We start from the raw sequence: 24,814 nt of genomic DNA, 5'->3' as shown, positions 1-24,814 counted from the left end.
TTAAAAATTAAAACTCAACCCCATCGTATAGGAACGAACCACCGGATAAGATCGCTTATCGTCTATACCTAAGGTATTATTTACGATAGAGCTATTTATCATCGGAGTCAATCCCGAATAACCTGTAATTGTCGCCAAATTATTTACGGAAACCGAAAGCCGTACGTTTCTTACATATTTCCTTAAATTACCAAGAGACACGTTCCAACCCAACGTCAAATAATCAAAATTGATATAATCCCCTTTCTCCAACCAATAATCCGTAGCCGTCTGATCTTGGATATTCCGGGATGGGGCTTCTCGCAACACGTTATAATCCGGGAATATATCCATATTCATATAAGTTAGCGATGTTCCATTATAAATCTTATGCCCAAAGGCTCCGTTAATCTGTACTGATAGATCGAATTGTTTATACCGGAAACTGATATTAGAGCCTAAAAGTGTTTTCGGCATAGCTTGTCCCGCAATATAACGATCCTCACCATCCTCCAAACTCACCCCGTTTCCATTCAAGTCCTCAATCTCATACTTATAGCCGCCGTTCCCATCGGAAACCAAACCTGTACATTTCGGTAAATAAAAAACACCCAAAGGCTGTCCGACCATTTGATAAACGATATGATTATACCCTCCATGGAAACCAGCCCCATTTAAATCCGAGATGCTAGTATATTCCGGGGCGGACATATATTCCCCTTTATAGTAACCGCTCAAGGAGAGCAATTTATTCCGTTGGAAAGTTACGTTTACGTTTATATTCAATTCCATATCTTTCGTACGCAAGGGCGTGACGCCAATACCCAATTCCACGCCACTATTTCGCATCGATCCCAGATTCGCCAACATTTTATTATAAGCGAAAGGCGGAACGCTTACATCGTATAAATACAACATATCATCCGTCTTGGAATTATAATAATCTACGGCAAGAATAAAACGATTGTCGAAAAACCCGGCATCGATACCGGCATTGAACGTACGTTTCACCTCCCATTTCAAGTCCGGATTCGCATTACGGATCGTACCCAAGGTAACGGTGGGCGCACCATTTACGGAAACAACCCCATTAGGTTTCATCAATCGCAAAGAATTGTAAGAATCGATCGCGTCTTGATTACCGGATAGGCCATATCCCGAACGAATCTTTAAATTCCTTACCCACGAGACACCTTCCATAAACTCCTCTTCGGTCAACACCCAAGCGACAGAAGCCGAAGGGAAAAAACCCCATTTATTATTGGCCCCCACTTTCGAAGAGGCATCCGCACGGGCATTCACGGTAGCGATATACTTTCCATCATAAATATAATTCACACGTCCAAGGAAAGAAGCCAGATGAGGAGCCTCATAGTAAGAACCGGTCCCCTCCCATAAACGTACCGCACCTGCCTGTAAATTATCATAACCAAAACGATCGGTACTGAAATTCGTCGCAGTCGTATAAAAACCTCTCGTTATCATTTTCTGAGCTTCCGCCAATCCCAATACATTTAGTTGATGCAAACCAAAGTCTTTTTTATAGGCCAACATGAAATCTCCTAATAAAGATTCTGTTTTCCGCTCCCCCCGATAAGCCTGCCCATGCGCCCAAACCGAAGTAGGGAGGTATTGGGCGTTATCTATTACATTATAGGTATACGAACCGAAAGCCGTAAACATTAAATGCTTACTCAAGTTAAAAACCAGTTTTAAGTGCGTATTTATATGAGCATTCGAATCATCATCCTTCACCTCCAACCAGGCCAAAGGGTTCGTGATCTGGCTAGCGTTGGTTATTTGATCCCAGCTACCCGTCTCCATATTCTTATGATTCGGAAATGTCGGGTTGAAAGTAGCGGCGGAATAGAACATCTTCTGTACATCATTTAAATAAGCATTTTTTAGCAAGGAACCAAATATGCCTAAATCAAAGACCAGAAGATCATTGAACGCATGCTGCGTAATATTCAACTTGGTCGTAAAATTACGTGAGTTCGTATTTCGGATAACCCCTTCCCTTTCCACAAATCCCAAGGAGGCACGATAACTGGAAGTCTCCGAACCACCCCCAAAAGCGATATGATGATTCTGCACCAACCCCAACCGGGTAATCTCATCCTGAAAGTCCGTATTATTCCCTAAATCTAAAATACCGATATTACGTTCCTCCGCCAGTTTCCGGAAACCATTCGCCGATAACATATCCAAACTTTTATAAGCCGCCTCCACACCGAAACTCCCATCATAACTGATACTAAAAGCTCCCTGCCGCCCTTTCTTTGTCGTTACCTCGATAACACCGGAAGCACCACGAGAACCATATTGAGCAGTCTCAGAGGCATCTTTCAAGATCGTGAAGTTCTCGATATCCGCCGGATAGATCGAGCTAAGTAAATTAAGATCGGCAAAAACCCCATCAATAATCACCAACGGATCATTACCTCCCGTCAAGGAAGTTGTACCCCGGACCCGGACGGCAGCCAAGGCAGCGGCGCTATTTCCTCCAACCGGGATACTAACGCCGGACACCCTTCCCCTAAGAGCGTCCAAGGGTGTAGAGATCAATCCCTCATTCATCCCTCCTTCATTCACCCGATTTACGGAACCGGATAAAGTACTACGATTGCCCGTAGCATATCCGACAGTGATCAACTCATCTATCAAATTGGAGTCCGACAAGAGAGGCTTGATCGTATCCGGCAGAAGCGGTAGCTCCTGACCGTAGCCGTAAGAGAAAGACAAGGCCCCGCAGAGAAACAAAAACAGGACTTTTCGGATATATATAAAAACTTTCATAAGTACGTTGGATTTAAGATTAATAACCCATATAAATAAAACTTCCCTCGGTTTAGTTTTGTTCGCACCCAAGATACAACATTTCCTCAAGATCTTAAAAATAAAAGCGTACCAAGTTGTCAAGAAGCCTCGACAAGGCTTTAGCGATATTTAATAATGTCCCTCAAAAATATATACGGAAATATTTCTTTATTCCGTAATAGATTGTACCTTTGCCATCGTTAAAAAACATAGCGTATTATTAAGTAATAACATACTAAAACTTATTTATTATGTCAAAAGTAACAGTTGTTGGTGCCGGAAATGTAGGCGCTACTTGCGCAAATGTTCTTGCCTTCAATGAAGTGGCAGACGAAGTTGTAATGCTAGACGTAAAGGAAGGCGTATCCGAAGGTAAAGCGATGGATATGATGCAGACCGCTCAATTGCTAGGTTTCGATACTAAGGTTGTAGGTTGCACAAACGATTATGAGAAGACAGCTAACTCTGACGTTGTAGTTATCACTTCTGGTATTCCTCGTAAACCGGGTATGACTCGCGAAGAACTGATCGGTGTTAACGCTGGTATCGTTAAGAGCGTAGCTCAAAACATCTTGAAATACTCTCCGAACGCAATCTTGGTAGTTATCTCTAACCCGATGGATACAATGACTTATTTGTCATTGAAGTCTTTAGGCTTGCCGAAGAACCGTATCATCGGTATGGGTGGTGCTTTGGATAGCTCTCGTTTCAAATATTTCTTGTCTCAGGCTCTAGGCTGTAACGCTAACGAGGTTGAGGGTATGGTAATCGGTGGTCACGGTGACACTACAATGATTCCGTTGGCTCGCTTGGCTACTTACAAAGGTATTCCTGTTAGCAAATTGTTAAGCGCAGAGAAATTGCAAGAGGTTGTTGCTTCCACAATGGTTGGTGGCGCTACATTAACTAAATTGTTAGGTACTTCCGCTTGGTACGCACCGGGTGCTGCTGGAGCATTCGTTGTTGAGTCTATCATCCACAACCAAGGCAAGATGGTTCCTTGCTCTGTTTACTTGGAAGGTGAGTACGGAGAATCTGATCTTTGCATCGGTGTTCCTGTTATCCTTGGCAAGAACGGTATCGAGAAGATCGTTGAGTTGGAATTGACAGCTGAGGAGAAAGAGTTGTTCGCTAAGAGCGCTGCCGCTGTTCATAAGACTAACGAGGCTTTGAAAGAAGTGGGTGCACTTTAATTTGAATTTCTATTAAAGCGATAAAAGAGGCTGATCCTTCGGGGTTAGCCTCTTTCTTTTTATGTGGATACGGATAGTTACGACGGAATGAAGATAATATTCGTGTTCTTTAGCCGCTGAAGATACATACGGAACAGAATATCCGGGATAAAATAAATATTATCTTCTTCAGTCAGCAAATCCAATTTCATCAGTTTACGGGCAGCCGCTTGGACTGCACTGCTGGAGACCAATGAATATTTACGAATGAAACCGGCACTCATAATCTTCTCCGCCTTACCTGCTGAGGCTATGGCATACAGCAATTCTTTCTGACGTTCGGGAATTCTGGACAATAGTTGGCGATATCCATCGCCTGCCTCTTCCAAAACTCCATCAACTGTCTGCCGTAATATATCCAACGTACAACTACTGCCTATAGGGATATTTATAAAAGCTTCATGAAAAGTTTTCTGCATATAATATGTATTCCCCTCAAACAAACGATATATAACCAATACATCTTCCTCACGAATAGCCCGTTCATACACATCAAACCAATGACAGACAAAAGGTATGTATTCTTCAGCGACGATAGGATACAATTCCAAAATCGATGTACTGTTATAGAATGGACGAGCGGAAGAGAGGAACATCTCCGTTACCAAATGACACCCACTGCCTGAAAAGATAAAATGCACATTAGATAAATGCTGAATATGGGAGCGCAATAAAGCTTCAATATTTTTTTCAGGGTATTTGGAAATCTGCTGAAATTCATCAAAAGCCACGATACAGGGTTTGTCTGCCTTTTTCAGACATACATGCATATAATTTAGCAACAAGCAAAGAAACCCCACCAAGCAGATCACGGGAAATACTGACCTTGGCACAGCCAAGCAAGTCTATGCGAATCACAAAACAGGTCCCACCATCCGGCGAAGCTTGGCCATCTGATCGTCCGGAATGAAGGCCACGGGACGTATGCCGCCTCGCCTCTCTCCGGCGATGTTCACCATGAAACGTTTGATGTATGGAAGGTGCACGATCTCCTTTCTACGTAAGGTATCGGTACAGCGGATGAAAACTATGGAGCGGGACAGGATTCGTTCTACCCACTTCCGCTTGCCTGCAGCAGTGAGGCTCATCTCCTTTTGGGAAGCGACATAGACCTCATAATCCTTCTCCCCTTCCGGCTGGCTCGCCACACGTTTCTCCAATCTGTCGACGCAAAGTTTCTCCGAAATTTTGATAAAATAGAAGGTTCTCGTTATTAATATAGGTATAAGGGATTTCCTCCCGACCACTAAACCGCTTGAATGAATTCAAGGCATCTTGATAACTCTTCGCCGTAGAATGATGTCCTCCCTCACATAACTCGGTTATGTACGTCCGCATACCTAATCGTTCTTTCCCATACTCATCACATTTACTTAAATTTAAACGCTAGCAAATGTAATACAGAACGTACTTATTAAATGCGCAAAAAAGATGTATCGCAGAATTACATCCCAAACCGGTAATCACTACTTCAACTTTCCAGCCTCATTCAATACTTTCAGGAAGTTGCTCCAAGCTTTCTCTATCTTTTGCATGTTTTCGTCCCTTTCCTCTTGGTTACTTACCTCATTTTGTAGAACATCCACAATAGGATATCCATCATATAAATAATATCTCTGATAATCCCCTAATAAGACTGGGGCATTATAGATAACGGAACTTATCGAAGAGATACTGCCTACCGTGAAGTGACCGTTTCCAGCTATCCGGAATTCAACCTTCTCATTGCCTAGCACGTCTTGCTTGATAGAAATATTCTTCTCGAAAACGATTTCTTTTGTAACTGAATTAAAAGATTTGATATCATCCGGGACTTTGATCACTTGTCCGGTAGTAGCCGTATCAAAATTTTCCTCATCATTATCGCAAGCGCAATAACCGATGAGAAATACAGACATGATAAGATATAATAAAAATGACTTTTTCATATTAAACCTCCTTTATTGGATTTCATTGCGTGTTGTTTTATTAGTAAGACACTTAAAAAGAGACAAATGCTGCACGTTTACCATTATTTAACAAATATTATTAACCAAACCGTCCTTCCATTACATAAAAAAGCCGGAGGAAATCATTTCCTTCGGCTTTTACCTATCATTTGTTATTGGTATTTATTTGATAATACCTAATTTAGACTCACCTACGAAATCTATAATATGCTGGATCTCCTTACTCATCGGAACCTGATCCTTGATCATTAGCAAGGCGTCCGTAAGGCTACTGTTTCCTTGGAAGATGATCCGGTACGCATGACTGATATGCTTGATAACCTTTTCACTGAATCCCTCATGAGACATGATGAAAGAGTTCACGCCATAATACGTGGTAGGCTCCTTTGCCGCTACGATAAAAGGAGGGATATCCTTACGGAAACGACAACCGGTTTGAATCATCGCCCAAGATCCAACCCGGGATCCTTGGCTCATCAATACATTGCCTCCGAAGATCACGTAATCTTCCAAGATACAATTTCCGGAAATCTTACTGCCATAACCAAATACACTATGGTTTCCGATCCGCGTATCATGAGATACATGTACCCCCTCATGCAAGAAATTACCATTTCCGATACTAGTACGTCCTTCCGCTGTCGAGGAACGGTTAATCACCACATTCTCACGGATCACGTTGTCATCTCCGATTACGGTGATCGTATCACCTCCCTTATAAAAGAAATCCTGAGGCTCAGCAGCGATAACAGCCCCGTTAAATACACGGTTGCGATTTCCCATGCGTGTACCGCTCATCAAGCTGGCATGAGGCATGATCTCGCAATCATCCCCGATCTCCACGTTCTTATCAATGTACGCAAAAGGATGAATCGTAACGTTCTTCCCGATCTTTGCGCTTGAATCTACATATGCTAATGGACTAATCATAACTTTACTACATTTAAAGGTTATTACTCTCTACCACCACCGATGGCACTGTATAAACTGACAACCGCTTGCATACGCTGCACATTGTCGGACACTTCCGTCAACTGGGCACTCAAAAGACTCTGCTGGGCGGAAAGGATTTCCAAATAAGTAGATTGAGCCGACTGGAACAAGGCGCTGGTGTAAGCCACCGCTTTCTCTAGCTGCTCGATCTGCGCTCTGTCTTGAACAAGCTTCTTGCTCGTGGCATCATACTGGTGTAAAGCATCACTCACCTCCTTACCGGCTTCCAGAATCGTCTGCTGATAATTCATTTGAGCGATCTTCTCTTCTGCCTTCGATACCTTCAAGTTAGCGACCAACTTACCATTGTTGAAGATCGGCTGAGCCAACGAAGCCAAAGCTTGAAACATAAATTGGCCCGGATTGGCGACAGAAATACCTGAACCATTCGTCCAGCCCGCTGTAGCCGTGATATTCAATCCCGGATAAAAAGCGGCACGGGCTTTGTTCGTCGTATAATAGGCACTGGCAAGTGTCATCTCCGCGATCTTCACGTCCGGACGATTCTCCAACAATTGCAAAGGCACACCCACCATGATATCCTCCGGCATTACTTGTTCCTCCAAAGTACCCCGATCAATCTGTTGAGGGGCCTTAGCCAATAACACGGACAATGAGTTTTCCACGCTACGCACCTGGCTCTCCAACTCGATCAACGAGCCGGAAACCTGATGGTAAGCGGCACGCATTTGCGTCACGGCAGCCTCGGTAGCCATACCCGCTATCTTCATAGCCTCCATGACACGAACATTCTCTTTATAGATATCAACCGTCTTAGCGGTAATTTCCACCTGCCGGTCAAGCATCAACAAGGTATAATACGTATTCGCTATACCGCCGATCAATTGAGAGCGCACGGCCTGTCTTGAATATTGGCTCTGTAAATAGGTGGCTTTTTGGCCACGGCTCGCGTTCAATAGCTTGCCGAATAGGTCAACCTCCCAGCTAGCGGCCAAAGGTGTTGAGTAAGCTTTTACGTATTCGCTATTTCCAATCGATGTAATCGTCCCTTGGGGAGCGAAATTAATAGAAGGCAAAAAAGACAGACGGGCGGAAGTCAACAATACCTTCGCCTCCTCTACCCGAAGAACGGCTGCCTGCATATCTACATTATTGGCTAATCCCTCCTCAATCAACGCCTGTAACTTCGGATCACGGAAAACCTCCTTCCAAGGCAGGTTTCCCATATTGGTCGTATCCGCGGAAGCTAATGTATCCGTCTCGGAAACCGGATCACGATAAACTCCCGTCGCATCGATGGAATCCGGACGCTCGTATGCCTTATAGATATGGCAACTGCTTAACAAAGCAGTCGCACATACCATATATATAATTTGTTTCTTCATTGTCATCTCTTATTTTATTTTAGCGTACTGTTCTATTTCCGTACTCATATCGCTGTTATCCAAATCTTCCCATTCGATCGGCTTGAATTTCTCCTGTAAGTACTGGAACACCACGAACAAAACCGGAACGATAAAGATCTGGAAGATCATACCGATGAACATACCACCGATAGCCGCCGTACCCAATGTACGGTTACCGTGCGCTCCTACTCCGAACGCGAACATCATAGGCAACAATCCGACAACCATCGCCAATGAGGTCATCAAGATCGGACGCAAACGAGCAGCGGCACCTAATACGGCAGCCCATGTGATACTCATACCCATACGACGGCGTTCCAAAGCGAACTCTACGATCAAGATAGCGTTCTTCGCCAACAAACCTACCAACATGATCAAGGCAATCTGCATATAGATATTGTTAGACATGGTTCCCACAATCATCTTCAACGCCGGGATATTTCCTAACGCGGCCCAACCTTGAACGAACAAGAAACTACCCATCAAACCGAACGGCACAGAGAGCAATACGGACAAAGGAAGAATATAACTTTCATACTGGGCACTCAACAATAGGTAAACGAATACGAAACACAACAAGAAAATCAAGGCCGTCGTACTACCACTCGTACTTGCCTCCTCACGTGCCATACCACCCAGCTCATAGTCGAAACCTGCCGGAAGCGTTGTCTTTGCCACCTCATCGATCGCCTTCAACGCCTGTCCACTGGTATAACCATCTGCCGGAGCAACCATGACCTTGATAGCGGTATACATATTAAAACGGCTGATAATATCCGGACCGTAGACCTTCTTCATCGTAATGAATTGGGAGATCGGAGCCATATCGTTACCGCTCTTTACCTTGATGTTCTTCATAGACTCCATATTCTTACGCAAATCGGGATCCGCTTGCACCATTACACGGTACATCTTACCGAAACGGTTGAAGTTAGAGGCATACAAACCACCATAATATCCCTGCAAGGTAGACAAGATATCCTTTGGACTGATACCGGCTTTCTTACAAGCGGCAGCATCGATATCAATCTCATATTGCGGGAAGTTCGGGTTAAACGTAGATTGAGCCGACTTGATCTCCGGACGTGCCGTCAGAGCGGCCATGTATTCCTTGGAGATATCAAAGAAACGATCCAAGTTACCACCGGTCTTATCCTGCATATTCAACTCGATATCACTGGATGCGGAATAACCCGGGATCATAGGCGGCGTAAAGAACAATACCTGAGCGTCTTTCACGATCTTTTGGGCACGCATGAACAAGCTACCATATACGATATCCGAGTTCTGCATCATAGAACGGTCTTCCCAATCTTTCAACTTGATGATGAATGAACCGTAAGAAGGTCCTTGACCACCGATAAAGCTGAAACCAACAACCGCCGTACGCGACTCTACCGCAGGGTCTGCCGCGATCAAACTATCTACCTTATTCATCACCTCATAGGTACGTTCCTGAGAAGTTCCCGGCGGCAATGTAACGGCACCCATGATCGTACCCGTATCCTCGTTCGGCACCATACCGGTAGGCGTAACCTGCATCAAGAATACCAATAAGGCGATACAACCGGCGACAATACCGAATGAAAGCCATTTCTTCTGGATAAAGAACACGACCCGTTTCTTATACTTAGCCAGCAAAGAATCGTAAGCCGCATTGAATGAAGTATGGAAACGGGAAACAAATGTCGTTTTCTTTTCTTTATGCTCCTCATCATGCGGCTTCAAGAACATAGCACACAACGCGGGACTCAATGTCAAGGCGTTCAAGGCGGACAAACCGATAGCGATCGCCATCGTCAGACCGAACTGGCGGTAGAACGTACCGGCCGTACCTCCCATGAAACTTACGGGGATAAACACGGACATCATGACCAACGTAATGGAGACGATAGCGCCACCCAACTCACTCATGGCATCGATAGAAGCTAGTTTCGCCGACTTGTACCCTTGGTCCAACTTGGCATGGACACCCTCGACAACGACGATCGCGTCATCGACCACGATCGCGATGGCAAGCACCATGGCACAAAGAGTCAACAAGTTGATACTAAACCCGATCAACGACAGCATAAAGAAGGTACCGATCAAGGCAACCGGGATAGCGATAGCCGGAATCAACGTAGAACGCAAATCCTGCAAGAACACATATACCACGATAAACACCAATACGAACGCCTCCAGCAAAGTCTTGATTACCTCATGGATAGAAGCGAACAAGAAGTCGTTGGCATTCATGGAAATATTCACCTTCATTCCGGGAGGCATTGTCAACTGGGTTTCCTCCAGCAAGGTTTCAATGTTACTAATTGTTTCCGTAGCGTTGGTTCCCGGCATCTGGTAAACGATACAGGTAACGGCATCGTGACCATTTACACGGTTGATAAAGTTGTAAGTCAAACGCCCCAACTCGATATCGGCGATATCTTTCAAACGCAAGACCTCACCATCCGGCAAAGCCTTTACAACAATCTGCTCAAACTCATTCGCCTCTTGCAAACGTCCTTTGTAGCGGATCGTATATTGGAAAGACTGATTTCCTTGCTCGCCGAACGAACCCGGAGCGGCCTCGACGTTCTGCTCAGACAAGGCTACGGTTACGTCGCTCGGACTTAATTTATATTGGGCCATCACATCCGGCTTCAACCAAATACGCATGGAGTAGTCCGTACCCAACACGTTGGCATCACCTACACCCGGCACACGCTGGACTTCCGGGATCAAGTTAATCTTCGCGTAATTCTCAAGGAACTCTGAGTCATAACGATCATCTTCCGCATATACGGAGAAAACCAACAACATAGAGTTCTGACGTTTCTGGGTCGTCACACCAATCTGCGTTACCTCGGCAGGCAACAAGCCTTGCGCCATAGATACACGGTTCTGCACATTGACAGCCGCCATATCCGGGTCCGTTCCTTGCTTAAAATAAATGGAGATATCCGCGGAACCATTATTAGAGGCATTGGAACTCATATACATCATGTTCTCAACACCATTGATCTGGTCTTCCAAAGGCGCGATCACACTATTCAATACCGTTTGCGCGTTGGCACCCGTATAAGTTGCTCGAACCGAAACGGTTGGAGGGGCGATATCCGGATATTGGGTAACCGGCAAGGAGATCAAGCCTAGGAAACCCAAGATGACAATCAAGATGGAAATCACCGTGGAGAGCACCGGGCGGTTTATAAATCTATCTAATTTCATATCTTTCGTTTTTACTCGACAAAAGCGAATATTTGTCTTATTCTATATACCTATTAATTAAAAGCAGTCTGCAAATTACCGTCATGCTGGTCTTTCAAGGCCTGCTCGAATTTTGCCTTTTGCTGCTCACGAGTAATCGGCTGGATCTCTTGACCGTCTTTCAAGATCTGTACCCCTTCCACGACAATCTTATCACCGGACTTCAAGCCATTTGTCACCAAATAGTTCTTGCCGTCATTTAAGTAGGAAACCTTGATTTCCGTATTCTTCACGGTATTATCAGACTGCAATACAAACACGAATTTCTTATCCTGGATCTCCACGGTAGCCGATTGAGGGATCGTAATGATATCATTCATCGTATATGGGAAGATAATATTACCGGTACCACCGCTTCGCAAGACATTCCCCTCATTGGAGAAAATAGCACGCATACTTACGGAACCGGTAGATTGATCGATAACACCACTCACGGCATCGATCTTACCCTCATGATGGTATATAGAGCCATCCGCCAATTGCAATCTAACGGCCGGCATCTTCTCCAATTGCTCTTTCAAGGTACCACCGGCTTTCGTCAACGCCAATAATTCCTTTTCCGTCATAGAGAAATACACATACATATCACCGATCTCAGATACGGTAGTCAACGGTTGAGCGATCGAAGCGCTTACCAAGCTACCTACACGGTACGGGAATGTACCGACAACACCGTTCGAGGGACTTGTAACCGTACAGAAAGACAAGTTCTGGTTAGCGCTCACCAATTGAGCCTCCGCCTGCGCCAAGCTCGCTTTTGCCGACATCAGCTGGTTCACGGCAGTTTGATACTCGAAATCACTGATGATTTTCTGATCAAACAAAGTTTTCTTATTCTTCTCGGTCAATGTCAAAGTGCTTACGTTTGCCTTCGCCATCTCGACCGCGGCCTTAGCTTGACCTACCGCAGCAGCGTACTGCGTAGGATCAATTTGGAACAACGCCTGTCCTTTACGGACCGTAGCTCCCTCATCCACACATAATTTCACGATAAATCCAGAAACTTGAGGACGGACTTCGATATCCTGCGTACCTTTGATGGTAGCCGGATAGGATGTTGTTTGGTCGCTAGTCGTTGAATTGACCGCCATCACAGCGAACTCAGCATCCCCTAATTTCATACCACTCTGACTGTTTCCACAGGCAGTTAATAAAGACATACCAACCGCAAACAATGCGATCTGCCTTAACTGAGTAATCGTAATTTTCAGCATTCGTTTATCCATATTTGTATATAATTATATATTCAAGGCTGTTTTTCAGTTACCTTCTCTTTCTAACCCAAGTGGAGATCTTTCACAATCTATTCACACAAAAGGGTCTTTACTCGCTATTTCATCCTACAAATGTAGAAACTTTTTACACGATTTCTGTTTCCTACTTATCTTTTTCACCTAAATTAATAGCACTTAGAAGGAAGTACCTGTTGAAATATATCTCTTTTGGTTTCAAACGAAAATAAAATTGTTTTTTTCAACAATATATTTTACATTTGTGTCCACACACAATAAACAAATATTATATATTATGGAACCTAAATTTATCATACCAGACGTATTCAGTACCGCATGGAAGAGAACTAAGTCGCAGCTATGGATATTAGCCGGATTATTAATCGGATATTGTATCTTGTCTTTCACGCTGGCAGCATTCGCGATGCCCATGCAAAGTTCTATTATCGGCAAAATCATCGTAAACGTGATCAGCGCGTTATTCTCCATTATTTTCTCCTTAGGATATATGAAAAATATATTTCAGGCATTGGATGGGGAAGAACCTCAGTTTTCCGCGTATGGACAACAGACAAAGAATATCATCACCTACTTTCTAGCGAGTCTTATCACGGGATTTGTCGTATTGGCGGGTTTCTTATTTTTTATCATCCCCGGTATTTATCTGGCATTGCGCCTTCAGTTCTTCCAAGCCTTTATTATCGAGGAAAACGCCGGGATTATCGAGTCTTTGCATAAAAGCTGGGAGATTACGAGAGGGCAAGTATTGCCGCTGTTCATGCTGGCGTTGGTAATGATCGGGATCATGATATTAGGATGTATTTTATTCGGTATCGGAATTTTCGTCGCCGTTCCTCTTATCTATATGATGTATGGCTACGTTTTCCGTAAATTGAACACTCCTCTTCAAATACTCGAATAAACAGAGAGGACGAATACACACTACAATCTATACCATGAATAAAAATTACAGGATAAAAGATATCGCCGAATTATCCGGTGTATCGACCGGTACGGTAGATCGTATTTTACATGAGCGGGGAAAGGTATCGGATGAGGCGCGGAAAAAGGTGGAGAAGGTCTTAAAAGAAATTGACTATCAACCAAACCTGATAGCCCGTTCTTTAGCGTTGAAGAAAAAATATCATTTCATCGCCTTGATCCCTTCTTTTCATGAAGGGGAATACTGGGCGAAACTAAGCCAAGGGATCGAGAAAGCGGAACGGGAATTGTTTAGCTATAATATTGATGTCGAGCAAATCCATTTTGACCAATACGACAGCAACAGTTTCGACGAATTAATCCCGAAGATTGAGACCGCGGATTGCCAAGGGGTTATCATCGCCACACTATTCAAGCAAAGTGTCTTGACCTTGACCCAGCGGCTAGACCAGAAAGGCATTCCTTATATATTGATCGACTCTTTTATCGACCACACGAATTGTATCTCTTACTACGGAACGCATTCGTATGATTCGGGGTATATAGCGGGACGTCTTTTATTCGAGCAAATCCGTCAAGAGGACGATCTTGTGATTTTCCGTTTCACCCGTAAAGGGGATTCATGTTCTACGCAAGTGCAGAAGCGAGAGGAAGGATTCCGGGATTATCTCGCCAATATCTCTTTCAAGGGAAAGATTCATTTGCTGCATGTGCACGCGGATGACAGGGAAGAGAATACGAGACTACTGAATACTTTCTTCGAGAAATATCCTCAAGTAAGAATCGGTATCATCTTTAATTCGAGGGCCCATTTCCTTGGAGATTATCTAAGTAGCGAACGTCCGGCTTATCCTTTCAAACTTCTTGGTTACGACGTGATAGAACCGAACGTCCGTTATCTGGAAAACGGCTTGATCACGCACTTGATAGCCCAACGACCGGAGGTACAAGGATATCATTGTATCAAGGCACTCTTCAGGCATCTGATCCTTAAGGAGAAAATTGAGCCTGTCAATTATATGCCGATCGATATCTTGGTAAAGGAAAATATACAATACTACAATAATTATATCTGATGAACTCCTTATTTAGCGTAAAAGAGAAAGTGATTTTGTTGACCGGAGGCTATGGTATATTAGGAGCCTGCATGGCCAAGCACTTGGCGAGAGAAGGCGCGTACGTCGTAATCCTCGGACGAAACGAGCAAAAAGGATCTGCCTTGGTCAATGAAATTAAAGCGGAAGGGGGCGAGGCCTTATTCTTGGTTTCAAACGTATTGGATAAAGCCTTGCTGGAGCAAAACAAACAAGAGATATTGAAAGCATATGGGAAGATTGATGTTTTAGTCAATTTGGCGGGTGGCAACCAAGCCGGAGCGACGATTCCTCCCGACAAGACGATCTTTGATCTGGATATCGATGCTTTCCGGACAGTCGTAGACCTGAACTTATTCGGGACCGTACTGCCGACAATGGTTTTCGCCGAGGTCATGGTGGGACAAGGGAAAGGAAGCATTATTAACATCTCGTCCGAATCATCCCTACGCCCATTGACTCGTGTGGTTGGCTATGGATGCGCAAAAGCCGCTATCAACAATTTCACGCAATACATGGCCGGGGAGCTGGCGATTAAATTCGGAGAGGGCCTGCGAGTGAACGCCATGGCACCGGGATTCTTCCTTACCGAGCAGAACCGGGCATTGATGAGCAATCCGGATGGATCACCTAGTGATCGTTGCAACACGATCGTCGCGCACACGCCGTTCCGCCGCTTAGGAAAACCGGAGGAGTTACTCGGTACTTTACAATGGCTGGCGAGCGACGCCTCCGCATTCGTAACCGGTACCGTGATCCCCATAGACGGAGGTTTCGACGCTTTCTCCATCTAAATAATGTGCCAACCAGCCATGCATCAAACCGCATTGGCATATTGGCACATTGATAAATTTAAAAATTATTCATTATGTATCTATGTGAGCAAACTTGGCGTTGGTACGGACCGAATGATCCTGTCAGCCTTTGGGACATCCGTCAGGCGGGTGCCACCGGTATCGTAAATGCGTTGCACCATATCCCGAACGGGGAAGTTTGGACTACGGAAGAGATTCAAAAGCGGAAAGCCTTGATCGAATCCGCCGGATTACGGTGGAGTGTGGTTGAGAGTGTGCCCGTACACGAGCATATCAAGACGCAAACCGGGGATTTTCAAACCTATATAGAGAACTACAAACAAAGCATCCGTAATCTGGGAGCTTGCGATATCCGGGTAGTTACTTACAACTTCATGCCGGTATTGGACTGGACTCGTACCGATTTGGCTTATACGATGCCGGATGGCTCCAAAGCCTTGCGCTTTGAACGCGCGGCTTTTATGGCGTTCGACTTATTTATATTGAAACGACCGGCGGCGGAAGCCGAATATACGGAGGCGGACAAGGCGAAAGCCAAGGCACGCTATGACGCTATGAGCGAGGAAGACCGCCAGCTGTTGGTTCGCAATATGATCGCCGGACTACCCGGCTCGGAAGAGACTTTTACGATCGAGCAGTTTAGGGAAGCGTTAGACCGTTATAAAGATATCGACGCGGAGAGACTTCGCTCGAACCTGATCTATTTCTTACGGGAAATAGCTCCCGTGGCGGACGAGGCCGGTGTCAAGCTCGTTATCCATCCGGATGATCCCCCCTATTCCATTCTCGGGCTTCCCCGTATCTTGAGCACGGAAGATGATTTCCGGAAGTTAATAGAGGCCGTGCCGAATCCTAGCAACGGGCTTTGCCTATGCACAGGTTCTTTCGGTGTCAGAAGTGATAACGACTTGGCCGGGATCATGGAACGTTACGGGGATCGGATCGATTTCGTTCATTTCCGCAGCACGCAACGAGACTCGGAGGGTAATTTTTTCGAGGCGAACCATCTGGAGGGCGATGTGGACATGTATGGTGTCATGAAAGCCTTCCTTGAATTGCAGCAACGCCGCCAATGCTCCATCGCCATGCGACCGGATCATGGACATCAAATGATAGACGACCTAAAGAAGAAAACCAACCCGGGCTACTCCTGCATCGGACGTTTACGGGGTCTGGCCGAGCTACGGGGATTGGAGATGGGTATCGCCTTATCCCTGTTCAAAGGACATTAAAAAGACAGCGTCTTACAGTTAGCACAGTACTGTGTACGAAGTATTCCAGTACTGTGGCTGAAGTACTACAGTACTCTGCACGAAGTATTGCGGTACTCAGCACGTAAGTACTGGAATACTTCGTACAGAGTACTGCCCTATTTATAGCACAAGGCTACCTCGACCCTATGGGGGAACATCACAAACCGAACAACCGGGGAATCAATAAGCTTAAATCCGGCAAGAACGCCACCAAGAACAAGACGATAACCATCGCCGCGAACATCGGCAGCAACGGACGGATCACTTGATCAATCTTTGTCCCCGCCACGCTACATCCGATAAACAATACCGAACCCACCGGTGGCGTACACAATCCCACACAAAGGTTCAACACCATCATGATCCCGAAATGTACCGGGTCCATCCCCAATTGCCCCGTCGCTATCGGCAGGAAGATCGGGGTAAAGATCAAGACAGCGGGCGTCATGTCCATAAAGATCCCGACAATCAATAGGATCACGTTTATAAGTATCAAGATGACCACCGGATTGTCGCTTATGCTCAGCAGAGCGGCACTTACCGTTTGAGGAATATTCTCATAGCTCATGATCCAAGACAAGCCCGTACAAGTCGCCACCAAAAGAAGGACGATAGCCGTAGTCTTGGCCGATCGCAATAACACTTGCGGCAATTTAGCCCAAGTAAGTTCTTTATAGATAAAAGAGAGGATTAACGCATACAATACAGCGATCGCCGAAGCCTCGGTCGCCGTAAACAGTCCCGCCAAGATTCCTCCGATCACGATCACCAATAGCATCAAACTAGGGATCGCCCTGAAAAATACCCTTGTCGCCTCCGAGAACGGAACACGTACGCCAACCGGATACCCCTTTCGTGCGGCAAACATAGCGGCTACGATCATGATCGCCACTCCCGTAAGAATTCCCGGTAGATAACCAGCCATAAACAAGGCGGATACAGAGACTCCACCACTCGCCAAGGAGTAAACGATCAAGACATTACTCGGAGGTATCGTCATGCCGGTAGTGGCGGAAGAGATATTTACGGCGGCACTGAAATTCGGATCGTAACCGGCCTTTTTCATCTCCGGTGTCATAATACTCCCGATAGCAGAGGCAGCGGCGGCGGCAGAGCCACTGATCGCCCCGAATAACATATTCGCCACGACATTGACTACCGCCAGTCCTCCGGGCAACCGTCCGACCAGCACTTTAGCGAAATCGATCAAGCGCAAGGCGATACCTCCGCTATTCATGATATTCCCCGCCAATATAAAAAACGGGATCGCCAACAGAGCGAAACTGTCCAGACCCGAAGCCATACGCATCGCATAAGTCGTAAGGGCGGGAAGCGAGTCTATATTCACGAGCATCGTCAATATACCCGCCACACCGATGCTATACGCTACCGGAACCCCGACCACCAGCAGGAAAAAGAAACTTATCACTAATACAAGTATACCTATAATATCCATATCATCAGTCTTTTAAGAATTAGAGGAACGAAATAAGGCGATCGCGTTATCTATCGCATAATAAGCGGTAAGCAATCCTCCTAGCGGCAATGCCAAATACACATATCCTAAATTAATCTCTAAGGAAGCCGAAGTAACTCCCAAATGAAAACGAGTGTATACCAGCCAAGTCCCACCTACGATCAATACAAATACAGCGAATAAAAATACGATCAAGAAGATAAACAATCGCAAGAGCTTCCTGCGGGAAGGACGTATATGTTGAAGTAATAAATCGATCGCTAGATGCTCATTTTTACCGGATACATAAGCGGCCCCCAGCAATCCCACCCAGATCAATAAATATCCGGCCAATTCATCCGTCACGGAACTCGGGGAAACCAGAATATACCGGCTTAATACCTGCCATAACACATCCACGACCAAGAAAGCCATCAAGAAAATCAACGATAGCTCCAATCCTTTATCAATTATCTTTCTCATGGGTATTCTGTATTTGATCGATTAAATCATGAAAAACCGGATCATTCTTAAACCGCTCGATCATCGGGGCGGCGGCATCCATAAACGGCTGCTTATCCGGGTAAATAATTTCCACTCCGTGCGCTTCCATCTCCTCTAGCGATTGCTTCTCTTGCTCCGCCCAAAGTTTCCGTTGATAAATAGCGGCGGCGTCAGCGGCCTGCCGCAGCCAATTACGTTCTTGTTCCGTCAGCTTCTGCCAAGTAGCCAAACTAATGATGATCACGTCCGGACACATCGTGTGCTCATTGACTGAATAGTATTTTACCACCTCATGATGGAACGCTGTTGTCACGGAAGGCGTATTATTCTCGGCTCCATCCACGACATTACTTTGTAAGGCCGTATACAATTCACCCCAATCCACGGGAGTAGCCGAACCACCGAATGTCTTCATCATCTCCACGGCTATCGGGCTCTTTTGCACACGGATCTTCAGTCCTTTCAGATCCTCGGGAGTACGAATCTGCTTGTTTACCGTATAAAAGCTACGGGCCCCCGAGTCAAAATAAGCGAGTCCCCTAAACCAATAAGGTTCCGTTGATCCCAATATCTGTTTACCTACCGAACCATCCAACACCTCGAAAAACTGCTCACGGGAACGGAATAGATAAGGTATGCCAAATACCTTAAACGGATCGGCAAATCCTTCCAACGCGGCGGAGGAAACTTTCGTGATATCGAGACTTCCTATTTGAAGCAACTCTATACATTGATTTTCAGACCCCAATTGAGCGGAAGAATAAATGTCCATGCTCATCTTTCCTCCGGACAACTCTTTCAGACGCTCGTTCATATAGAGCAATCCCAAATGGACGGAATGGCTGGGGGGCAATCCGTGCGCCAGTTTCAGCACCCTTACTTCCTTTACCCCTTCCTTACAGGAGAAGGAGAAAGATACGCACATCAGGAATAGCAGGGCGGTCTTTAGAACTTTCATATTAGAAATGTTAACAATTCGTTGTTTATCGACAAATATAAAGGAAATAATCGAATTGTGCACGTACACAGAAGAAAAAAGTGGCCGCTTTCTTCCTGCCTATATTCACATACGGAACAAGAAGAGTACGGCCTTGATTTAACCTATTTCTCTAATGTTATGATGAAACATCGAGACGGTCAAATGTAGAAACAATCAAAGTGACCGGTCTTATATCGACCGTGATCTTATTTCACGAAAGCGTGAAACTTATTCACGCCTTTTCTCTAACAGCCATTTACGGATCTCCTCTATATCTTCCTTGTCCGCTTCTATAGTGATTGAATATCGTCGGGGTTCGTCCGCTAAATACACCTCCCGCAAGAAATCATAGGCTAAGACTTCCGATATACGCAGTAACAAATCCACATCAATACTGCTTCGCTTAAATATCTTATAAATATTGGTACGTTCATAATGCAACGCATGGGCAAAATCGGAAACCGAAAGTCCCCGCTCTTCCATTTTCTCTTTTATTAACGAACCGATATGTATCTCCTTTTGTTCTTTCATATACAAAAGCCGTTTTTAAGGTAATCTTATCTCATAAATAAACCCACATCTGAGAAAAGGTGTGTTACACTTTACCTTAAACCCGTCAAACTGCGGCACGACCAAATGCCTTGTACACAACAGAAATAAGGCAAAGGAACACACCAAATACAGGTGTATTCGCATTGTCTATTTCTCTGTGTACTTTAAATTGGTCGTTTTCAGTTTAGAGAAATACCAGCAAATACAATATCGTCATCCTCTCTGACCAAAGAGCCAAACTAGTCCCCTCAATCATCGTATAATATCTCCATTTTACCTTTACAAAGGTAGGCAAATTCAACTATCAGAAAAAACACAAAGAATAAAAAGAAGTATAAACATATCGGAAATATAGGTCATTGAAAGAGGCTTTTTTATACTTTTGTGGTAAAACAATATCTAATGGCATCTAAAATACACAATGGAATACTCATTCTTACGCTAATTTTATTTGCGTCTTGCCGTACGCAAAAGCCTGCTCCACGCCCGGCCCCTCCCGAAACTGTGGATTTCCCTACGGCAAATATTCCTCTTCCCGTCGTGGATTTCAATTTCATGTTGCCGGAAGCTCCGGAGCTAGCGGTTTGTCATTCTCCTAGAAAAGATATCACGGAAGCCTTTACGCCCCGTGATAAAAGCCAGATAGCGATCAAGGACCCCAAGCTATTCGATGAGAATAACACGGAAATTATTGATTTATCCTTGATCCCCGCCGGGGAATACGCATTTCCCCTTCCTAATGGAAACGTGATCTCTCCTTACGGGGGAAGGAGAAGGCATCATTCCGGAGTAGATATCAAAACTTGTGCCAACGATACGATCGTGTCTGCTTTCGATGGTATTGTCAGGATGGCGAAACCATTCGCCGCCTATGGCAACGTTATCGTTGTCCGCCATTATAATGGACTGGAAACGATCTATAGCCACAACTCCAAGAACTTGGTTAAACCCGGAGATCGCATTCTCGCCGGACAACCGATCGCCTTAACCGGACGTACTGGCAGGGCTACTACCGAGCATTTACATTTTGAGACTCGTATAAACGGAGTTCATTTCAATCCGAATATCGTCTTCAACATGGCTAAAAGGAAATTACGTTCAAAATGTCTGGTTTGTACCCAGAAAGGTAATAACGTAATCGTCAAATCGGTTGATATATTACCCCATCAAAAGGCTGGTCCATACGTACCGCCACCTCCTTATAAATGGGTTTACAATGAATGAAAAAAGGCCTTACGGACAATCCGTAAGGCCTTTTTTCATTCCGTGGAGATGGAGAGATTCGAACTCTCGTCCAAACGAGGAATTAATTTGCTTTCTACATGTTTATCTTCGCCTTCATTGTCGGGGAAGAGCAAGACCGAAGCCACCCACTCATCCCTTATCCTCTAAAGTTTCGCCTGAGACCCGAGGCTTATCTCAAACTATCTCCGATATTGCTGCACCACCTGATCGGAACGCTTCGGAGCCACAGCATCCGGGTGATGTCACGTCCCCGCAACTTTTGCAGGGATTAAGCTTGAATCTACTATACTTCGATTAAGCAGCGAGAGCGTAATTATTTTCGCCAGTTAATTGTTCGTTGTCTGAGATTTAAGTGCAAGCCAACCACGCACTACATGCTTACAAACCACTTCTACCCGCTGTCAAAACCGGTCATCCCCATGGTTTTGTAATATTTCTTTTGGCAAAGATACATATAATTTCGAATTTAGCAAAGACCCATAACTGATTCCTTCCGATTAGGATTATTTTAATGTAAACGAAGCTGTTTTCACCTCTTTACTATTTCCACCGATCATTACCTGAAACTCACCCGGCTCAGCGACATAATCTAAGGTTGAATCGTAGAATTTCAACATATCCACATCAATATCAAAGGTTACTTTCTTGCTTTCTCCCGCTTTTAACGCAACTCGCTTGAATCCTTTCAATTCTTGGACCGGAGGGGTTATGCTGCGTACGATATCACGTAAATAAAGCTGTACGATTTCCTCTCCATCCTGAGCCCCGGTATTGGTAACAATCACGGATGCTTGAATTTTTCCATTTGCATCCATAGAATTCGTATTCAAAGATACATCGCCATACGTATAAGTCGTATAACTCAAACCGTAACCAAATGGATAAAGAGGCTCATTTAACACATCTATATAATTGGAGACATAACGAGTGTACCAAGCATCAGGAGACATAGGACGTCCTGTCATCTTATGATTGTAATAGATCGGACATTGGCCTGTTACACGAGGAAAAGACATGGTTAACTTCCCCGTCGGAGAAACCTTTCCGGTCAAGACATCGGCAATAGCCGCTCCTGCTTCCGTACCACCGAACCATACGTTCAAGATCGCATTCACCTGCTTTTCCTCGGATTGTAATGCCAAAGGTCTTCCGGTAAAAAGTACCATTACGATCGGCTTTCCTGTCTTTTGGATAGCATCCAGTAATTTTTTCTGCGTTTGCGGCATTTCAAGGATGGCTCTACTAGCGCCTTCTCCACTCATATCTATCGATTCACCCAAAGCAGCGATAATCACATCAGCGCCTTCCGCCACTTTTAGGGCCTCGGCGATTAATTGTTCATCGCTTCTATCATCCCGGGTTGAACGATTTTGATCCGTAAAGTTTGCTTCATAGACGGAATCATCGACTAGATTGCTGCCTTTTGCAAAAACAACCTCTACTCCATTTCCCAAAGATTCCTGTAAATCCTCTACCAATCCATGATAAGATTTAGTCTGCTCATCATATTTCCACGATCCAGCCATATTCGCCTTGCTATCCGCTAAAGGACCGACTACAGCGACCTTACGACATCCTTTAAGTGGAAGCAGATTATTGTCATTTTTAAGTAACACGAAAGACTCCGCCGCAATACGACGGGCCGCGGATACGTTATTTACCGACAAGAACTCTTTGGCGGCTCTTTTCGGATTACAATATTTATATGGATCATGGAACAATCCCAATTGGTATTTTGCGATTAGTATTCTCCGGCAAGCAGAGTCAATCTCAGCCTCTGTTATTTTCCCTTCTTCCAATGATTTCTTTAATACGGCATGATAACAGTCCGCTATCATATCCATATCGACACCCGCCTTTAGCGCCTTGACTCCGACTTCCTGACTATTACCTATTCCATGGTTTACCATCTCCGCTATTGCCGTAAAATCAGACACGACAAAGCCGTTAAATCCCCATTGTTTACGCAACACGTCATTAAGAAGCCAAGTATTTCCGGTCGCGGGGATACTTTCAAATTCGTTGAATGAAGTCATGATACTTCCTACTCCTGCTTCTACAGCAGCCTGATAAGGACGCATGTAATAATTCATGGCAGTCACACGGCTCATATCTACCGTATTATAATCCCGACCAGCCTCGGCCGCTCCATAAAGCGCATAATGCTTTACACATGCCATAAGAGTCGTATCAGCCGATAAATCATTGCCTTGATAACCACGCACCCATGCTTGAGCCATTATACCTCCAAGAAACGGATCCTCGCCCGCTCCTTCCTTTACTCGTCCCCACCGGGCATCATGAGATATATCGACCATCGGGCTATATGTCCAACAGATACCATCAGCACCAACTTCCTTTGCGGAAATTCGAGCGACCTCTTCTATATTCTCCGGTTTCCAACTACACGAAAGACCTAGAGGAATGGGAAAAACAGTTTTATAACCATTACAAATATCAGCACCAACAATTATAGGAATCCCCAACCGACTTTCTTTAACCGCGACTTCTTGTAACTGCCGGATCGCATCGACACCGAATATATTAAATATACCACCAACCTCTCCTCGTACAATACGACTGGCTATCTCACTCTTTTTAGGATTTGGCATTACGTTTCCATAACTAGGAAGATTCAATTGGCCAATTTTCTCATCAACGGTCATTCGACTCATCAGACCATTTATAAATTCATCCGCACTTTTCTGTTCAATCTCAGCTCTTGTGATTCTCTCACTTTTTTCTCTCGCTATCGAACAAACAGGCACTATACATGCCATTGAAATAAATAAAACTGAACTTTTAAGGAATTTCATAACTTAGCTTTTTTACTTCAAAAAAAGCCCGAATAACAGAAAACAGCAATAAACTCACTACTTCAAAGATACGATATGCTATAGAACACGCTTTCCTAGACTACGCTTTTACTACGTTTACCATCAATAATAAACTAGTAATAAATAAATTGCACAATCGATTTTAGAATCTACTCCGCAAGTCTCCAGAAAAGATATCTGGAGTTCTATTCGATTAGACCGATCTCACGAAACCAATCTTCAGCCCGATCCGGCCATTCATTTACAGACGCTCCCGTATCTCGTAACCCGTATCCATGGCCACCTTGACTATATAAATGCATCCATGCCGGAACAC

General features: G+C 44.7%; 20 protein-coding genes, 1 other RNA gene and 1 pseudogene (1 of these 22 cut by a window edge). 6 read left to right on the top strand and 16 right to left on the bottom strand.

Annotation, left to right across the window (positions count from 1 at the left end):
• The gene (locus tag CI959_RS14020; protein ID WP_036633046.1) at positions 1 to 2,778 is read right to left on the bottom strand and encodes a SusC/RagA family TonB-linked outer membrane protein; all 2,778 of its coding nucleotides are present in this window, start codon (positions 2,776 to 2,778) and stop codon (positions 1 to 3) included.
• A 272-nt stretch (positions 2,779 to 3,050) separates the two neighbouring features.
• Between CI959_RS14020 and mdh the strand changes: the two genes are divergently transcribed.
• Positions 3,051 to 3,992: a malate dehydrogenase gene (gene mdh, locus CI959_RS14015; RefSeq protein WP_005855409.1), complete on the top strand. Its 942-nt coding sequence runs from the start codon at positions 3,051 to 3,053 to the stop codon at positions 3,990 to 3,992.
• A 77-nt stretch (positions 3,993 to 4,069) separates the two neighbouring features.
• On the opposite strand, the gene CI959_RS14010 is transcribed toward mdh, so the two are convergent.
• The 8 genes and pseudogenes from CI959_RS14010 to CI959_RS13975 all read right to left on the bottom strand — a co-directional run bounded on the left by CI959_RS14010 (position 4,070) and on the right by CI959_RS13975 (position 12,815).
• Positions 4,070 to 4,762 carry an ATP-binding protein gene (locus CI959_RS14010; RefSeq protein ID WP_249931811.1) on the bottom strand — a complete coding sequence of 231 codons (693 nt, stop codon included), beginning with the start codon at positions 4,760 to 4,762 and terminating at the stop codon, positions 4,070 to 4,072.
• A gap of 123 nt (positions 4,763 to 4,885) precedes the next feature.
• Positions 4,886 to 5,191, bottom strand: a complete 306-nt coding sequence (locus CI959_RS14005; RefSeq protein WP_229047375.1) for a hypothetical protein — start codon at positions 5,189 to 5,191, stop codon at positions 4,886 to 4,888.
• A gap of 28 nt (positions 5,192 to 5,219) precedes the next feature.
• A pseudogene (locus CI959_RS21540) lies at positions 5,220 to 5,369 on the bottom strand (integrase); the annotation flags it as partial.
• Between the two features lie 128 nt (positions 5,370 to 5,497).
• The gene (locus CI959_RS13995; RefSeq protein WP_057317716.1) at positions 5,498 to 5,959 is read right to left on the bottom strand and encodes a hypothetical protein; all 462 of its coding nucleotides are present in this window, start codon (positions 5,957 to 5,959) and stop codon (positions 5,498 to 5,500) included.
• A 183-nt stretch (positions 5,960 to 6,142) separates the two neighbouring features.
• Positions 6,143 to 6,910, bottom strand: a complete 768-nt coding sequence (lpxA, locus tag CI959_RS13990; protein WP_057317715.1) for an acyl-ACP--UDP-N-acetylglucosamine O-acyltransferase — start codon at positions 6,908 to 6,910, stop codon at positions 6,143 to 6,145.
• Between the two features lie 23 nt (positions 6,911 to 6,933).
• Positions 6,934 to 8,325, bottom strand: a complete 1,392-nt coding sequence (locus CI959_RS13985; protein ID WP_172680054.1) for a TolC family protein — start codon at positions 8,323 to 8,325, stop codon at positions 6,934 to 6,936.
• Between the two features lie 3 nt (positions 8,326 to 8,328).
• Complete coding sequence (locus CI959_RS13980; protein WP_057317713.1) at positions 8,329 to 11,550, bottom strand: efflux RND transporter permease subunit; 3,222 nt, start codon at positions 11,548 to 11,550, stop codon at positions 8,329 to 8,331.
• 53 nt (positions 11,551 to 11,603) lie between these two features.
• On the bottom strand, positions 11,604 to 12,815 hold the full coding sequence (locus CI959_RS13975) for an efflux RND transporter periplasmic adaptor subunit (protein ID WP_057317712.1): 1,212 nt from the start codon (positions 12,813 to 12,815) through the stop codon (positions 11,604 to 11,606).
• A 301-nt stretch (positions 12,816 to 13,116) separates the two neighbouring features.
• Here CI959_RS13975 and CI959_RS13970 point away from each other — a divergent pair, with 301 nt between their 5' ends.
• The 4 genes from CI959_RS13970 to uxuA all read left to right on the top strand — a co-directional run bounded on the left by CI959_RS13970 (position 13,117) and on the right by uxuA (position 16,904).
• Positions 13,117 to 13,743: a hypothetical protein gene (locus CI959_RS13970; RefSeq protein WP_057317711.1), complete on the top strand. Its 627-nt coding sequence runs from the start codon at positions 13,117 to 13,119 to the stop codon at positions 13,741 to 13,743.
• Between the two features lie 34 nt (positions 13,744 to 13,777).
• A complete protein-coding gene (locus CI959_RS13965) occupies positions 13,778 to 14,839 on the top strand; it encodes a LacI family DNA-binding transcriptional regulator (RefSeq protein WP_057317710.1) in 1,062 nt (353 codons plus the stop codon).
• Positions 14,839 to 15,651 carry an SDR family oxidoreductase gene (locus tag CI959_RS13960; RefSeq protein ID WP_005855387.1) on the top strand — a complete coding sequence of 271 codons (813 nt, stop codon included), beginning with the start codon at positions 14,839 to 14,841 and terminating at the stop codon, positions 15,649 to 15,651. Before CI959_RS13965 ends, CI959_RS13960 begins: the two co-directional genes overlap by 1 nt.
• Before the next feature lie 74 nt (positions 15,652 to 15,725).
• Complete coding sequence (gene uxuA / locus CI959_RS13955) at positions 15,726 to 16,904, top strand: mannonate dehydratase (RefSeq protein WP_005865129.1); 1,179 nt, start codon at positions 15,726 to 15,728, stop codon at positions 16,902 to 16,904.
• 178 nt (positions 16,905 to 17,082) lie between these two features.
• On the opposite strand, the gene CI959_RS13950 is transcribed toward uxuA, so the two are convergent.
• The 4 genes from CI959_RS13950 to CI959_RS13935 form a co-directional block, all read right to left on the bottom strand.
• Positions 17,083 to 18,381: a TRAP transporter large permease gene (locus tag CI959_RS13950; protein ID WP_008780864.1), complete on the bottom strand. Its 1,299-nt coding sequence runs from the start codon at positions 18,379 to 18,381 to the stop codon at positions 17,083 to 17,085.
• A gap of 12 nt (positions 18,382 to 18,393) precedes the next feature.
• Entirely contained in the window at positions 18,394 to 18,864 is a 471-nt protein-coding gene (locus tag CI959_RS13945; RefSeq protein WP_057317709.1) for a TRAP transporter small permease, read from the bottom strand.
• Positions 18,848 to 19,843 carry a TRAP transporter substrate-binding protein gene (locus CI959_RS13940; protein WP_005855377.1) on the bottom strand — a complete coding sequence of 332 codons (996 nt, stop codon included), beginning with the start codon at positions 19,841 to 19,843 and terminating at the stop codon, positions 18,848 to 18,850. Before CI959_RS13940 ends, CI959_RS13945 begins: the two co-directional genes overlap by 17 nt.
• A 249-nt stretch (positions 19,844 to 20,092) precedes the next feature.
• Positions 20,093 to 20,395, bottom strand: a complete 303-nt coding sequence (locus CI959_RS13935) for a helix-turn-helix domain-containing protein (RefSeq protein ID WP_005865121.1) — start codon at positions 20,393 to 20,395, stop codon at positions 20,093 to 20,095.
• A 423-nt stretch (positions 20,396 to 20,818) separates the two neighbouring features.
• Between CI959_RS13935 and CI959_RS13930 the strand changes: the two genes are divergently transcribed.
• Positions 20,819 to 21,640, top strand: coding sequence for a M23 family metallopeptidase (locus tag CI959_RS13930; protein ID WP_005865120.1), 822 nt, complete (start codon positions 20,819 to 20,821; stop codon positions 21,638 to 21,640).
• A 40-nt stretch (positions 21,641 to 21,680) separates the two neighbouring features.
• On the opposite strand, the gene ssrA is transcribed toward CI959_RS13930, so the two are convergent.
• From ssrA to CI959_RS13915, 3 genes are all read right to left on the bottom strand, one after another.
• Positions 21,681 to 22,080: a transfer-messenger RNA gene (gene ssrA, locus CI959_RS13925) on the bottom strand.
• 84 nt (positions 22,081 to 22,164) lie between these two features.
• Positions 22,165 to 24,477: a beta-glucosidase BglX gene (gene bglX, locus CI959_RS13920; RefSeq protein WP_022193076.1), complete on the bottom strand. Its 2,313-nt coding sequence runs from the start codon at positions 24,475 to 24,477 to the stop codon at positions 22,165 to 22,167.
• 206 nt (positions 24,478 to 24,683) lie between these two features.
• A protein-coding gene (locus CI959_RS13915) for an alpha/beta hydrolase (protein WP_005865072.1) crosses the window boundary here: on the bottom strand, positions 24,684 to 24,814 show its 3' end. It continues 751 nt past the right edge of the window; only the last 131 of its 882 coding nucleotides appear in the window; the start codon falls outside the window, past its right edge — the gene reads right to left on this strand; it ends in the stop codon at positions 24,684 to 24,686.

The organism is Parabacteroides sp. AT13 (assembly GCF_002272965.1).
GTDB lineage: Bacteria > Bacteroidota > Bacteroidia > Bacteroidales > Tannerellaceae > Parabacteroides > Parabacteroides distasonis.
The sequence above is the reverse complement of the archived record's forward strand: the minus strand, read 5'-3'. Positions and strand labels throughout refer to the sequence as shown.